The sequence below is a fragment of the Flammeovirga sp. SJP92 genome (assembly GCF_001583495.1).
Taxonomy (GTDB): Bacteria; Bacteroidota; Bacteroidia; order Cytophagales; family Flammeovirgaceae; genus Flammeovirga.
This window is the reverse complement of record NZ_LQAQ01000108.1, coordinates 35,417-50,606: the sequence shown is the minus strand read 5'-3', so window position 1 is coordinate 50,606 and position 15,190 is coordinate 35,417. Positions and strand designations below refer to the sequence as shown.

Annotated in this window: 13 protein-coding genes; 8 read left to right on the top strand and 5 right to left on the bottom strand. The window is 34.5% G+C overall.

Annotated features, from left to right (window positions below):
- From AVL50_RS33445 to AVL50_RS27975, 5 genes are all read left to right on the top strand, one after another.
- On the top strand, positions 1–481 hold a 481-nt coding region (locus AVL50_RS33445), incomplete at its 5' end, for a hypothetical protein (protein ID WP_172826941.1).
- A 113-nt stretch (positions 482–594) separates the two neighbouring features.
- Positions 595–2,955, top strand: coding sequence for a prolyl oligopeptidase family serine peptidase (locus AVL50_RS27990; RefSeq protein ID WP_063850973.1), 2,361 nt, complete (start codon positions 595–597; stop codon positions 2,953–2,955).
- Between the two features lie 130 nt (positions 2,956–3,085).
- A complete protein-coding gene (locus AVL50_RS27985) occupies positions 3,086–3,322 on the top strand; it encodes a sulfurtransferase TusA family protein (RefSeq protein ID WP_062620610.1) in 237 nt (78 codons plus the stop codon).
- Positions 3,323–3,334: 12 nt separating this feature from the next.
- Entirely contained in the window at positions 3,335–3,931 is a 597-nt protein-coding gene (locus AVL50_RS27980; protein ID WP_062620609.1) for a DsrE/DsrF/DrsH-like family protein, read from the top strand.
- A 16-nt stretch (positions 3,932–3,947) separates the two neighbouring features.
- Positions 3,948–5,027: a PP2C family protein-serine/threonine phosphatase gene (locus AVL50_RS27975; protein WP_062620607.1), complete on the top strand. Its 1,080-nt coding sequence runs from the start codon at positions 3,948–3,950 to the stop codon at positions 5,025–5,027.
- 13 nt (positions 5,028–5,040) lie between these two features.
- Here the strand turns inward: AVL50_RS27975 and AVL50_RS27970 are convergent, their stop codons facing one another.
- Together AVL50_RS27970 and AVL50_RS27965 are read right to left on the bottom strand one after the other, a co-directional pair.
- Positions 5,041–5,916 carry a MaoC/PaaZ C-terminal domain-containing protein gene (locus AVL50_RS27970; protein WP_062620605.1) on the bottom strand — a complete coding sequence of 292 codons (876 nt, stop codon included), beginning with the start codon at positions 5,914–5,916 and terminating at the stop codon, positions 5,041–5,043.
- 218 nt (positions 5,917–6,134) lie between these two features.
- Positions 6,135–6,398: a rhodanese-like domain-containing protein gene (locus tag AVL50_RS27965; RefSeq protein ID WP_172826940.1), complete on the bottom strand. Its 264-nt coding sequence runs from the start codon at positions 6,396–6,398 to the stop codon at positions 6,135–6,137.
- Positions 6,399–6,671: 273 nt separating this feature from the next.
- Between AVL50_RS27965 and AVL50_RS27960 the strand changes: the two genes are divergently transcribed.
- The gene (locus tag AVL50_RS27960; RefSeq protein WP_062620601.1) at positions 6,672–7,790 is read left to right on the top strand and encodes a hypothetical protein; all 1,119 of its coding nucleotides are present in this window, start codon (positions 6,672–6,674) and stop codon (positions 7,788–7,790) included.
- A 53-nt stretch (positions 7,791–7,843) separates the two neighbouring features.
- Here the strand turns inward: AVL50_RS27960 and AVL50_RS27955 are convergent, their stop codons facing one another.
- A complete protein-coding gene (locus AVL50_RS27955) occupies positions 7,844–8,734 on the bottom strand; it encodes a Dyp-type peroxidase (protein ID WP_062620599.1) in 891 nt (296 codons plus the stop codon).
- Positions 8,735–8,969: 235 nt separating this feature from the next.
- On the opposite strand from AVL50_RS27955, the gene AVL50_RS27950 reads away from it, so the two are divergent.
- On the top strand, positions 8,970–9,860 hold the full coding sequence (locus tag AVL50_RS27950; protein WP_082796038.1) for a lysophospholipid acyltransferase family protein: 891 nt from the start codon (positions 8,970–8,972) through the stop codon (positions 9,858–9,860).
- Positions 9,861–9,953: 93 nt separating this feature from the next.
- On the opposite strand, the gene cysQ is transcribed toward AVL50_RS27950, so the two are convergent.
- Both cysQ and AVL50_RS27940 read right to left on the bottom strand, forming a co-directional pair.
- The gene (gene cysQ / locus AVL50_RS27945) at positions 9,954–10,712 is read right to left on the bottom strand and encodes a 3'(2'),5'-bisphosphate nucleotidase CysQ (protein WP_062620596.1); all 759 of its coding nucleotides are present in this window, start codon (positions 10,710–10,712) and stop codon (positions 9,954–9,956) included.
- A gap of 78 nt (positions 10,713–10,790) precedes the next feature.
- Positions 10,791–11,693, bottom strand: a complete 903-nt coding sequence (locus tag AVL50_RS27940; RefSeq protein ID WP_062620594.1) for a bestrophin family protein — start codon at positions 11,691–11,693, stop codon at positions 10,791–10,793.
- A 448-nt stretch (positions 11,694–12,141) separates the two neighbouring features.
- Between AVL50_RS27940 and AVL50_RS27935 the strand changes: the two genes are divergently transcribed.
- Entirely contained in the window at positions 12,142–15,120 is a 2,979-nt protein-coding gene (locus AVL50_RS27935; protein WP_062620592.1) for a hypothetical protein, read from the top strand.
- The last annotated feature ends 70 nt before the right edge of the window (positions 15,121–15,190 follow it).

Genomic DNA, 15,190 nt, shown 5'->3' with positions numbered 1-15,190 from the left:
GCAGGAATTAGACCACCTCACTATCCAAGGTTTACAACTTACTTCATTGAACTCATATTATTTTCTAACCCCTCCTAATGAGAGAGTTGAACGCCTTCCTTATGCTTATTCTAATACGAGGGACAGTGTTTTTCAGAAATTACAAATAGAACTGACCAAAACTAGAAAAGTAAGCTTTAATAGAATTACGCTGAGTGTAACTGCTCCTTCAGATTCCAGTTTAGTGATTATTGATTCAATTGATGTTTATCTAGGGAACACATTAGATCAGAAAACAAGAGTAGGTTATCTTCATGACCTCCCTGCCAACATCACCGATAAATCCCTTGATCTGATTTTGAGTGTGAATAGTGACAGTGCTGGATTGATCATGCAAGCAGACACTGCTTATTTCATTACTGATGTCTACCTAAGGTCTGCGGTCAGAAGCGATTCAATGACATTCCAAACCCTAGGGGAATTCAACATTTACGGTCAATAAACTTTCATAGCTCAATTTTGGGCTATTTTTTTATATAAAGGACAGCATGTTTGTCCATTGAAACTATAGGACAAAGCTACCCTCACCTTTACCAATTCAATAAATTAAATTCAATGAAAAAACTTTATTTTTTTATACCCTTCTTTTTCCTTTGTGCTTTCATTGCAACAGCACAAGATAATCAAAGTGTTTTGACCTTTGATGAAATCATGAGTGGAGAAGACTATATTGGCAAGTCTCCTTCAAAGCCTTTTTGGGCAAAAGATTCTAAAACAATCTACTTCTACTGGAACAAAGATAACAAAGCCTATGCTTCTTTGTATAAAGTAGACATCAAATCAAAAAAATATACTTTGGTGACACCTGAGGAAGAAAAACAACTTCCCTCTGCCCGTGGCAACTGGAATAAAGATCAGTCTAAAAAAGTATATATAAAAGATAATAACCTGTATGTGTATGACTTTAAAAAAGGAGTACAAAAACAGATTACAAATACGCTTGAGAGAAAATCGAATGTAAAGTTTCAAGATGATCACTCAAAAATTTCTTTCAAACAAGGTAATAACATTTTCATATGGGATGAATCTACGGGAATCACGCATCAGGTTACAAATATTGTAAACGGCAGTACACCAAGAGAGCACTCATCTACCCCACAAAAGGAGTTTTTGGAAGAGCAACAAAAAGAACTTTTTGAAATTGTAAGATTAAGAGAAGAAAGGAAAAATGAAAAAAGTGCACATCAGGAATTGGTGACCAATAAATCAAAAGAGAAGATCTATTTAAATAGTCAATATGTTGCAGACATTGTAGTTAGCAATGATGCCAACTATGTGGTATATTCTTTAGGTACAAGAGCTGGTAACTATGCTACAGAAATGCCCGTTTGGGTTGAAGGAACAGGCTATGTGAAAATGCAGAATGCCCGTCCAAAAGTTGGAAGTCCGGAAGATACTTTTAAAAGTTTTGTTTATAATGTTCAAAAAGATACGGTTTATGCTATTGATCTAAGTAAACTTTCAGGAATAAATGACACCCCAAAGTATTTTGAAAACTATCCGGAAAGAGACTCTTCTTTATTAAATCAGAAGAGAAAAGTGGTCATGCACCCTCCTCATTTTTCTCCTAATAAAAATTATGCAGTTGCAGATGTAAGAGCATATGATAATAAAGACAGATGGCTAATTCAGATCAACCTAGAGGATGGATCTTTTACTGAAATTGACAGACAGCATGATGATGCTTGGGTTGGCGGTCCAGGAATCAGTGGATGGAACTTCTGGATTGAACCAATAGGCTGGATCAATGAAAATACAATGTGGTATCAGTCTGAAAAAACTAGCTTCTCCCATTTGTATACTTATAATGTTGAGACAAAAGCAACAAAAGCGATTACTTCAGGTGATTTTGAAATTCATAAAACGGAAGTTTCAAAAGACAAGAAATTCTTCTACCTCACTTCGAATAAAGAAAACAGCAGTGAAGTTCATTTTTATAAAGTGAGTATCAACGGTGGTGAAATGGTTAAAATTACACAAGCGGTAGGTCATCATACAGCTACACTGTCACCTGACGAAAAATTCTTTGCTGATATTTATTCTTATTCAAACAAACCTGAAGAATTATACATTCAAGCCAACAAACCAGGTGCAGAATGGGTAAAAGTAACAAAATCAACAACGGAAGCTTTTGACCAATACGAATGGAGAGTACCGGAGGTAGTTACATTCAAGGCTGAAGACGGACAAGATGTTCATGCTAGATTATATAAACCATCTCCTGAAAAGGATCAACATAAAGCCGTTTTATTTGTGCACGGTGCGGGTTACCTGCAAAATGTCCACAATTGGTGGAGTGTTTATTATAGAGAATATATGTTCCACAATATGCTTGTAGATAACGGATACACCGTACTTGATATTGATTACAGAGCATCTTCTGGTTATGGTAGAGATTGGAGAACGGGTATTTACAGACATATGGGAGGCAAAGATTTATCTGACCATGTGGATGGAGCAAAATTCCTGATTAAAGAACACGGCATCAACAAAGACCGTATTGGTATTTATGGTGGATCTTATGGAGGTTTCATCACATTAATGGCGATGTTTAATGAAGGTGAAACTTTCAAAGCAGGTGCCGCCATTCGATCTGTTACAGATTGGGCACACTACAACCATCCTTATACTTCAAATATCCTGAATACACCGGCGTTGGATCCAGATGCTTTCAAAAAAAGCTCTCCTATTTACTTTGCTGAGGGTTTGAAAGGTGATCTATTGATATTACATGGTATGGTAGATGACAATGTCCAATTCCAAGATGTAGTAAGGCTGTCACAACGACTGATTGAGCTTAAAAAAGAAAACTGGAACATGGCAATTTACCCAATTGAGCCCCATGGTTTTAGAGAGACCACAAGCTGGATAGATGAATACAAAAGAATATTTAATCTCTTCCAAGAAAAATTATAATTTTAATACGCACAAACAGCTACTCCAATAAAAGGGTAGCTGTTTTAGTATTATTTTTTGTATTTTTCCTATATTTCAAAATCAAACACCTGAATTTAACGTTTAAAAATACATACTCGCTCGTACTACTATGGAAGATGTAAAAAAACATTTATTGGATTGCAGCAATCTAAATTGCCCAATGCCAATAGTCAAAATAGCAAAAACAATAAGAACCATTGATATTAATGAACAGATAGAGGTGGTAGCTACTGACCCCGCTTTTAAGGCGGATGTGGAAGCCTGGATTCGAAAAACAGGGCATCTGTTGGTTTCATATACTGAAGAAGGCAGAAATAGAGTTGCTATTATCGAAAAAACTAAATAATCATTATAAACAATGGAAGACCAAAAACTTAAAGAATATATTGACGCTCTTGTTGAAGAAAAAGTAAACGAAAAAACTTTAGCATTTCAAAATCAGTTAGAAAGTATTCAACAACAGTTGAGTACTATTCAAGTGAGAGAAAATGAAAAAATAACAATGCTAGTAACAAGCTTTGAATTAGATAAAGTTATTCCTGCTTTTATCATTGCCAATGGTGCTGCTAGTTTCGGCATGGACGTTACACTATTTTTTACATTATGGGGAATTAACGCTCTTAAAGAAAAATCAATCTATAAGGGTAAAAATATCAAGGAGAAAATGATCACCATGATGTTGCCTAGCAATCCTAAGTCTACTACTATATCCAGACTTAATATGATGGGTGTGGGAACAAGCATGATGAAAATGATGATGAAAGAAAACAACATCGAAACACTTCCTGACCTCATTGATCTATCCATTGAAATGGGTGCCAAGCTGATTGCCTGTCAGATGACAATGGGCATGATGGGCATCACCACAGATGAAATTCGCAAAGATGTTGATTTTGGAGGTGTAGCTCTTTATATTGAAGAGGCTTCTGAGTCAAACATCACTCTTACTTTTTAAACTTGAACACTTTCATATGAAAGTTGAGGACCTACAAAAAAAAATAAAGGAACTAGAAAAAGAGCTCATCGCAAAAGATGATGAAATAAAGCGTTTGAAAGAAAGTGAAACTTCTCTTGCTGACGCCAATATTCGTATTGCTGAGCTTTTTGTGGACCTAGAAGACGCTCAAGAAAGGATCATTGATCAAAAAAATGAAATCCAGCAACAGAATGAAGAATTAAGTGAGCACTTGGAAGAACTGTCCATTATTAATGAACAGTTGAATATTGCTCAAACTTTAAATGAGAACTTACAAACTCATCAACTTCAAGCGGATATCATAAGAAGAGCTCATGATAAGATATTAAGCAGTATTCACTATGCTCAAAATATCCAGAAAAGTATTTTCCCATCATCCGTTACACTTAGACAAAACCTCGTCAATTATTTTAAGATTTTCACCCCAAAAGACCTTGTGGGTGGAGACTTTTATTGGAGTAAAAAAATCGGGGATCATAATATTTTTGTAGTGGCAGATTGTACGGGTCATGGCGTACCAGGTGCTTTCATGACATTGATTGCCATTACATTATTAGACCGTTTTGTGGTTGAACAAAAAATAGTGGATCCTAAAGTTCTCAATGAAAAAATTGACGACGCCATTATCACTCTATTAAAACAAGATGATGAGAACAGCAATAGGGATAGTATTGACATGACAATTTTCTTAGAAGATTGTCATGATAAAACCATTACAATTTCAAGTGCTAAAAGAATGTATTTCAGAAGCAGTGACCATGGTGACCTTGAAGTCGTAAAAGGGGATCGTTTTACGGTAGGTGATAATTCTGTCGAACAGAAAGTATTTACCAATAAAGTATATGAACGCAAGCCAGGTGACCGCTATTATTTCTTCTCTGATGGTGTAACAGATCAATTTGGAGGACCTAGAAATAAAAAATTAGGATCTAAAAACCTAATCAGATTTCTGAATACAATACAATCAAAACCTCTGTTCCAACATCAAAGTCTGTTAGAAGATTTCTTGACAGAATGGATGGAAGATGAGCCACAGATTGATGATATCATCATAGCAGGTCTTGAAATATCATAATGCTGGTGGGGATTTAATAATTAAAAGTCCCCACCATCAATTTATTTCCTTCACTATCTAATAATAGTAGTTTATCATTTCCATCATTATCTTTCTCATTAGAAACCATTACTTCCAAACCTTCGCTTGGTAATTTTACTGGTTTTATAAACTTCACTCCCATCATTTTTAGATTTGTATCTAAACTATTTTGAAGCATCTCATAAACCTTAGCATACATACCAAAACCATGTAAAATTGTTCCTTTGAATGGTGTCGCTTTAGCAATAAAATCTACCCAATGCAAAGGATTTAAATCTCCAGTTAAAACGCCAAATTCAAAACCTGCATTTTTATGCACTCTCCACTTACCAATTGATCTGTAAGTAAAATTCTCTTGTTCCGATTTTTTAGTATTGGATTTATTCTTTCTCCCTATGATAAAAGAAACAAACAAATGCACCTTAATACACAATGCCCCTTGTTCATAAATCAGCATTTTCTGCTGTACTTTCGCCCTTCCATTCTCTTCATCAACACTAAGTATTTCAGTTTTTAAATCAATTTTATGGTTTCCCGAAATTGTTTTATATGTTTTTATTTCAACTCCTTGATTTATGATTTTGGCCAAAGGGTATTTTAATTGATTGAGAACATTGAGACCAAATGAGAGCCCATATTGAGACAGCAAATGTGGCGGTAATCCATTGTACCTTCCTTTGCTTGCTCCCGTCCATTCTTTGTATACTTCTTGAAGTTCTTTAGAAGGTGGAGAAACTGTCTTGGTCTGTAACCCTGAGGCTGAGCCTGAAGTTTTTTTGAGAAAAGGAAGGATGGTTTGAACAAAGGTTCGTCCTACTACATAAAGCATAGGCCCTTGCTGTAAAAGATACTTTTTGGAAACTTTCATGCTGATATATTAAAAAAACACATATTCCAAGTATAAAAAGCACCTAGAATATGTGTTCAAAATTAATAGATTAATTGTAAAACTAAGGTTATAGCAAACTAAAATTACCTCAACTCCTCATTAACGATCCTACAAATGTTCAAGAGCATGTTTGGAATATATATTATAAAAAGATGTTTCAGACATACTCTAATATTTTATTCCAAAATATTGATTACTTAGAGCAAACTTTCCCAACCACCCGCGTTGTACACTTCTTTTACACCTGCCGCTTCAATCAACGCCTTAGCTACACCGGCTCTACCTCCTGATAAGCAACAAACTATCAAAGGAGAACCTAGTGCTTTCACTTCATCCATTCTAGATTGTATCTCATTGACAGAAATATTTACAGATCCATCTATATGTCCGCCATCAAATTCATCTTTTGATCTTACATCTAAAATTTTAACGCCTTGTGTTCTTAATTGATTAATATCCATAGTATTTAAATTTATCTGAAATGTTTTTGTGACTAAGAACATGTTTGAAACAAAGATGGATCTTATGTCATCAAGTTTTAAGTACAAATGTATAAACCAACAAATAATACCACTGTAACATTTATCACATTACATAAAGTTCAAAATCAGAGTAGCAGTCCATTCATTAAAATTTACATTGTTATGATTTATAAACAGAAACATTGTTACCTTTTTAATACTTTTACGTTTTAATAATTATAGTTTTTTTTTATCAATCTCTTATTTAACCTTATGAAAATCATTACCTACATATTATTTATACTATTATTACCTCTGTTTTCAATTCAAGTTTACTCACAGCAAATCACTGATAAAACACATCAAAGCTTACAGAAAAACATAAAAGGTGACACTACATTAATACTCAGAGAAAAAGAAGAGTACCCTTATCGATTACCCTTTTTAGGTCAAAATGTATATGATAAAGGATACTCTCTTCCACTTCCTATTGGTTTTAGTGTCAGCTATGTGAATACATCTATGGGTATGGGAATTACTGATTTAGGTGTCAATTTAAACCCTGTCGATCCTTCATTACCCTATTTTGGGCAAAATATACCACAGGAAAAAGTTGATGAACTGGTTGATGGTCCCATACTAGAATCATTGAATGATAATGTTACTTATGCTACTGCATCTGGATTCAATTACAGATTAGATACCTATATCTTGCCATTTTTGAATGTATACGGAATGGTCTCCCAAGTAAAAGGGACAACAAGTATTGGTTTAGGCAATTCCGAAAACGGGGGATTTGGTTCTACTGTAGATTTTGATGCTTTGGCCTATGGTGGTGGATTTACATTAGCTTATGGTTATCAAGGTTGGTTTGGTTCTGTTGATATTAACTATGCTTTGAGTGATACAGACCTTTTAGAAGAACAAATTGCAGTAAGTACTTACTCAATGCGGGTTGGAAAAAAATTCAATATCAATCGAGGAAAACAAAGTATAGCGGTTTACATTGGTGCCATGAATAGAAACTTTACTAACTCAAATGCAACACCAGGGAAGATATTATTATCTGAGGTGATTCAAAATGATATTGATCTCAGCGAACCTATTACTTCGATTTATAATGGTTTGGACGATAAAACAAAATTATTGATTAAAAGAGCACTAGGGAAAGAACCTGATGGAAGTATGATCAATGACCACATGAATGGAATGATTGATAATACAAGTGTAGATTATTCGATCAAAAAGGAATTATTACAGACTTGGACTGTGCAATGTGGGTTTAGTATTGAACTGAGTAAACATTTTGCCATTAGAGGTGAATACGGTATTGAGCAGAATAATAAATTTCTAATGACAGGTATCAACTACCGATTTGGTGTCAAAAAATAAGAAAAAAGCATCTCAGGTTTTGATTACTTGAGATGCTTTTTAAATATATCACTTTATAATAATGCTTTATTTAAATCTTCAACAGATGGAGCAAAAGAATAAGCACCAGAAACCGCAGTTGAAAATTCCATGATTCTATCTGAAACCTGATCCTCTGTATTTCCAAGCATCCTCTCCAATTGAATATCCACTCTAAAAGGATCACAAGTGTAGGCAATAAAGAATAATCCTCTCTCCAAAGCAGATCCATAAGGGAATGATCGTCTCCAGATTTTCATAGCCACACCATCGTGTTTGGCATCAGTTCTTGATACATGAGAATTATCAGGCATATCATCTCCTTCCAATTCAATACTATCTTCTTTTGTTCTACCAATAATTTTTTCTTGGATACTTACTGGCAACTCGTTGAATTTCTCTAAATTGTGCACCCATTTTTGATGAAATACATAACTGCCATTTGCCCCAGCTTCACCTTCTGCAATCAAAGCGGCAACGTATTTCTTTTCTTCTTTAGGATTGGCAGATCCATCTACGAAACCTGTAAGGTCTCTATGATCTTTATAAGTGAATCCATTTTCTGAAAGCACTACTTTGAAAGTACCTTTCAATGCTTCTTCAATCTGAATTGTTTTGTCTAAAACAGTAGATTGATCTGTACCTAATACTCTGAAGAAAAGGTCGGTCTGAGTAGCAGGCATTTGAAAACCATTTTTACCATCAAGAGTTTTAAAATCCTCTAACTTTTCTAATGTGGTTCCAGATAAAGTAGCCCAAAGTTTTTTTCCAAAAGAAACAACTACCCATACATTTTCTACTGAATTTGCTAAAGCATTTTTGATTGCTTCTTTCATTTTAGAAACATCAGAATCAAGTACTTGATATTCTGACACATTAAAAAAGTTCGCTTCTTCTACGAAGATACCTTCTTGAAAAAATGACATTTCGATACGTGTTTTGATTGATTGTATAAATTGATTTTCACAAAGATAGGTCTTCAATCCTTCTCATTATGGTGATTATTGTTATCAAAAATTCCTATACAGATAATTATTATGATAAATTTTACTAATTAAATCCGCTCACTGCAAATCAAAAGTTTCATTTACAAAAAGTAGTACTTTTTTTCGTTATATTGCAATAATGCAACAAATTCAATTTTACTTTATAAACTACTAAATGATAACTAGATTAATATATTCAATTTTCATTTTACCTATAACATTGTTACCATTCAAGCTACTTTATATGGTATCAGATTTTTTATATTTCATAATTTATAAGGTGCTGAAATATAGAACGTCAGTGGTAAGGAAAAATTTGAAAAATTCTTTTCCTGATAAATCAAAAGAAGAGTTAAAGCACATCGAAAGTGAATTTTACAAACACTTATGTGACATCATCTGCGAAAGCTTTAAGGTGTTCAATATAAGTAGAGAAGATATGTTTGAAAGATGCGTGTACAACGACCTTGATCTTATCGACAAATACAAAGACCGTAACTTGTGTATCATCGGAACGCATTACAACAATTATGAATATGCCGCTACTACTGCCACTGGATCTACTGGAAGACAAGTAAGCTGTCTTTTTTCAAGATTAAGTAATGAGTTTTTCAACAAAAGAATTACGGAGTCAAGAAGTCAGTTTGGCCTGCAAATGATTCAGAAAGATCATGCTAAAGAATATTTCGGCAAAAAAAGTGATGAACCATTCTGCCTAATTTTTGGCGCTGACCAATCCCCTACCTTCAGTAAAAATGTAATTTGGATGGAATTCTTAAACCAAGAGACGGCTTGTTTCTTTGGACCTGAGAAATATGCCAAAGAACATGACATGGTGGTTATTTTCACTAAAATAAATAGAGTGAAAAGAGGGTACTATGAATTGAATTTTGAATTGGTAACAGATACACCACTATTAGAACCTCATGGTGAAATTACAGAAAGACATAACCGTCTTCTAGAAAAGGAAATCATGAAAAAACCTCAGTTCTGGCTTTGGACGCACAAACGTTGGAAGAGGGAAAGAAAACCTGATGAGGTGGTGATGAAAACAACCTATGCATAAAAACAAGAAACCTAACTTAAGGTCTCTTCAACAAAAAAACTTCTAGATTTTTATAATGAAATCTAGGAGTTTTTTTGTTGTATTCGAGATCAATTATTTTCCTAGAACAAGGAAACTACCGTTCAATAAATTTTCTTTATTGTATTTGAATACTTCATCTTCTGTATTACCTACATAAACAGTACCACCTGCAGCTTCAACAACAGCTTGACCTGCTGCAGTATCCCACTCCATTGTTGGACCGTGTCTGTAATATACATCAGCCTTACCTTCAGCAACCATACAGAATTTCAATGAACTACCTACTGACATTGCATCTGTCACTTGGTATTTCTCTAAGATTTCTTCTTCAGCCGGGTTTGCATGTGATTTAGAACGAACAGCCACACGATCAGCCGGTTTCCATTCTACTTTAATTGGGTCAAGGATTCCATTCTCTCCTTTCTTGGCTCCAACACCATCAATACCAACATAAATGACATCTTTAACTGGTACGTAGATCACACCTAATACCGGTTTTTTATTAGAGATCAAAGCAATATTTACAGTAAACTCTCCATTTCTATTGATAAACTCTTTCGTTCCATCCAATGGATCTACACACCAGTAAGTCTCCCAGTCTTTTCTTTCATCATAAGACATTTCTTTTCCTTCTTCAGATAATATTGGAAAATCGAAGTTTGACAATCCTTTCATAATTACCTCATGAGAAGCTTTATCTGCTAAAGTCAAAGGAGAATTATCAGACTTCACCTCAACTCCTAAGTCTTCTTGTTTGTATATTTCTAAAATTGCACGTCCTGCGTCTACAGCAACCTGAATTATCTCTTCCGAAATTTTCTCTAAATCCATTATAAATGTTTGTTTAATTTATTTATCTGAATAATGACATCAAAAATAGGGCAAACTATGGATATAAAACAATTTTTTTTACATTAGAACATGAGGACGTACAGGTTTTAATGCTTCTGGGAGTGGTACGTTGCCTAACTCATCCTTGATATTGATCTCAATCGTCCGTGAAAGTGTCAACATTGGTGTGTCTGATGATTTATCTTCAAAAGGGTCTTGTAAATAAGTAGCAATTCTTTCAATCACAAGAAATGCCAAAGCCAATGTCAAACTCGTCACTAAAAGCACTAAACCGTTTGTTTCCACAAGTCCATAAGGTACTGAAAAAATAAACAGGTAGATCAAGATCTCTAACAATAAGGTATACATGGATGGAAATACTGTATTTTTAATTCGTTCACACTTTCCCATTGAATCTGTAAGTTTGCTCAAAGTTTCATCCAATTGAACCAATTGATATGTATCAATATGCCCATTCTTATAAAGGTCTCTCAACATTTTTCCTTGAGTAAAAAGCAAAGCGTTGGGCACATTCTTGCTTTTCATCAATTTGGGCATCTCATTTTTGGGGACAAGATTGCCAATATCTTTCAACGTGTCCTGTTTTCTTAAATGTCTAGCCAACGAATAACACCAAGCCGCTTGTCGATAAGACATCTCTATAATAGTATCTCTAGTTTTGGGATCGGTATTTACAAATGTCATCAGCTGTCTCACCCAAGACCTGCTGTCATTCACTATGGCTCCCCAAACCATTCTTGCCTCCCACCATCTCTGATAAGAAGAATTGGTTCTGAAAGCTAATAAAAGGGAAATAGCAGTACCTGGTACAGTAATAATACCTAAAGGTAAACTTAGGTTGCTCAATAGGTGCTCATCATCAAGAATAGAGAGAAATAGCATGTAAATGGTGATAATTAAGGCTGAAAACCACAAATCACTAACTAACCTATTCCAAGGGATATACAGTCTTGTTACCATCGAAATGTAAAATGTAATTCTAAAATAAAAAGTATTGGTATGTTTTTAAACTATGTATTTAAAATAGTACAATACATTCAAAAAAAATAAAGATTATTCTCTTCTCATGTAATGATTAGAAGTTTTTTATAGTTTAAACTAAATAATTCAACAAAATCTTTTTTTCAATCAATATTCTTACACAAAAAAGCAAAGTTTTATGATTTTAAAACATACCGAATTACGGCTAACTAAAACTATATTTCATCTCCTATCAAAATGTACTTTTTAATGATTATCAAGGATTTAAATAATAGCTTAAAATTCATTACATTACAATTGTGACAGCACTGTTCTATTGTTATAAACACTATTTTAAATTCTGTAAATCACTCGCAATTATGCTTTAGATAGCATCCGTGTAACTGTGCCTTATAAACTATAATTTCTCTTTTTAACTTAAATCACCATGAACAAGCTAGTTAAACTAGGTCTTTTCACCTTGTTGCTTATTGGTTTTGCATGCCAAACCAAAATCAACGAAACGGTATTAACACCTGACGATAATAGCACACAACTCTCCAATGTTAGAATGCCATTTAGTCAAAAAGTCTATCTCTTGAACAATAAAGATGGAATATCAGACCTATACGAAGTCAGTTATGACTTTCAAGGTCTTGGGTCTACTACCACTCTAAACCATCTCAAAACTTTCAATGGTCATTCACATATGACCGTTTCACCTGATGGAGAAACTCTTGTAATTGTCAATAATGGCAGTAATAAAAAGGGGGTGAATGAAGGCAAAATCTTCTTCTATCAACCAGAAAGCGGGGCTGAAAAAAGTTTTAAGTTAAGAAAAGCGAATGGCAAGGGTAATGTAAATATCAATAAGAAAGTAGGTATTACACAAGTTGATTTTGATCGTAAGGGGCGGTTATTTATTGCGGGTGGTTTTTATGAGGTTGTTCCAACCATGACCTTATCTAACGGCAGTTTGAAAGCAGTTTCGTTTACTTCTGATACTAGAGACTGGTGGGATTTCACTACTTTAGACCCCACTACTATGGAATATCTCACCACCAAAAATTATCTAAGAGCAGCAGCAACAGACGCCATTATTGCAGAGGATGAGGACGATGATGTTGACCAACTCACGAATGATTATTTTAGTAATGACCAGACCTCTACTGTATTCACACCTAACAGTAAATTAAAATTTAAAGGAGGTGATATTACTTTTACACAAAGTAGTACTGAAACAGGTGGTTTTGAAGAGGAACATTTAATCACCTTTACACGTGCTTATGGTGGTGCCGCTATCAAAGTAAAAATTGGGATGGATGCTAATGGTAAACCTAAAGTACAAGGTGATTATTTATTCAATATTGATAAAAAAGTAACAGGAGCAGCATTAATGGGAGATAACCATGTAATTGTTTCTACTGCAGGGAAAAATGCTTTTAAGATTTATTCATTAGATGGCGAGATGATTGTGTCTCCGACCATTACATTTACACAAGAAACGATCAATAAAGGAAAGGCATTTGCAAAAACATCTGCAGGTGATATGGCTTGTACACAAGTTTTTGATTTAGAAGGTGAAAGTGGAACGGATGGCTTGGTAACTGATAGAGTTATTAGAAATATGGGAGGAGCCAATGATGATGCTTGGTATCATGAACATTGGAACTTAGCCGAAATGAAACTATACCGACCTAATTACCCTTATGGAGTCACTCCTGACGATATGCCTGACGTTAATGTAGATCAAAGAAAAAACGCAGCAAACGCTGATATCGCAGACTTAAGACAACGACCTAAACTATTTACATCACTAGGAGGAAATGGTGGTTATGCTGTTATGAAATTTCGAGCACCAACCGTAGTGACCAATTCAACTTACATACAAGTCGTTGAAACAACCTGGGGAAGAAATCCTGATTATGAATACTACAAAAAAGACAACCAAGGAATCTATTATGAAGATGCATCGGCTATTCAAAGTGCTTGGAATTCTTATGCAGAAAGAGCTAAAGTGTACGTATGGGTCTCTTCTGATGGAAATCAACCTCGATACATAAATGACACTTGGATAGGAGATACAAACAGCAGTGGATTTATGGGCCAATGGGTTGAAATTGGCACAGCAAGATTAACCAATAATATTTTCCCGCTTGCTCATATTGCAGAGAATAACAATGAATTGAATTACGGTGATGTGATTCAATGGGTAAAAATTGTAGATTTTGAAAGTGAGGAAAGTGATTGTTTTGACATCAACTTCGTGTCTGCTTTTTCTGATTACTGTGAAGACTATGGCATTGGAAATTTTGATAACATAACAGATAAAAATGCTTTTGTTAATACCTATCTCAGAAGTTACAATTATGCCGATCGCTTGGATCAAAATAATGAGGAAGGACTTGTCAGTTTTACCAACAATCCTAAAAGTGTACATAGTAGCTTTATGGAAGCCGATTTTGGTGATAACGTAATGGTCATCAACGCTGCTCAAGACGACAATCCAGATAGAAGTTCGTATAACAATCCTGGTTTAGCAGATGATTCAAGGACATTCTTCAAAGATTATATTCCGGTGTTAGCTGGTGAAACGTATTATTTTTCAGCTGAAGTCATAAATGTTATTCGTTGGGGAGATATAAACAACCCAATGTTGGATATGTACATCGATTATAATATTGGTTTCAATAATTCAAATAGAGTTTCATTAGATCAACCTATTGACCTATCTGAAGATGTTGATTGGCAACAGATGTACTTAGAATTCACAGCCCCTGCCAGTGGTATAATAACAATTGGCATAGCTGAAGTAAGTGATAAATGGTTAGGCAATGATTTTGCAATCGATAATATTGCATTCAGTTGTAACCCACCAATATGGCAAAGAACAAGCCCTTGTGAAGAAGTCTTGAAAATCAATTTTGAAGATAATAATGATGCTCCTTACACTAGTGAGTATACATTGGCTCCTAACACTTCAAACTCACTTATTCCACAAGGAATGTATATCATAAACAATGATCCAAATTTCAACCATTTCTACTTTACACTATTTGAAAATAATTCAACAGCGATGGTAGTCAATGGATCTACAAGCTCTACAAAACCAGATGCTTTAAATACTACACTTATGGTTGAAAATGGAGCGAGGTATAAATTATCAGTAGACTTAGGAGATGTCAATATCAGTTCCGATCCCGATGTCAACATGATTGTAACCATTGACGGCGTAGACTATCCTCATCTTATTCCAGATGCAAGCGGAACTGGAAGTCAAGGTTGGACAACATTTGAGAAATGTTGGGTGTCTAATGTTACGGGATCTATAAACATCTCCATACGTTCAGACAACACCATGGCCAGTGGTAATGACTTTGGAATTGATAATTTAAAAGTTTTAAAAGATTGTTCAGATTGTCAGTAGTTTAATTTAAGCTTGCAAACACAAAAAGGGAATTACATAATTGTGATTCCCTTATTTTTTTGTAGTTTTT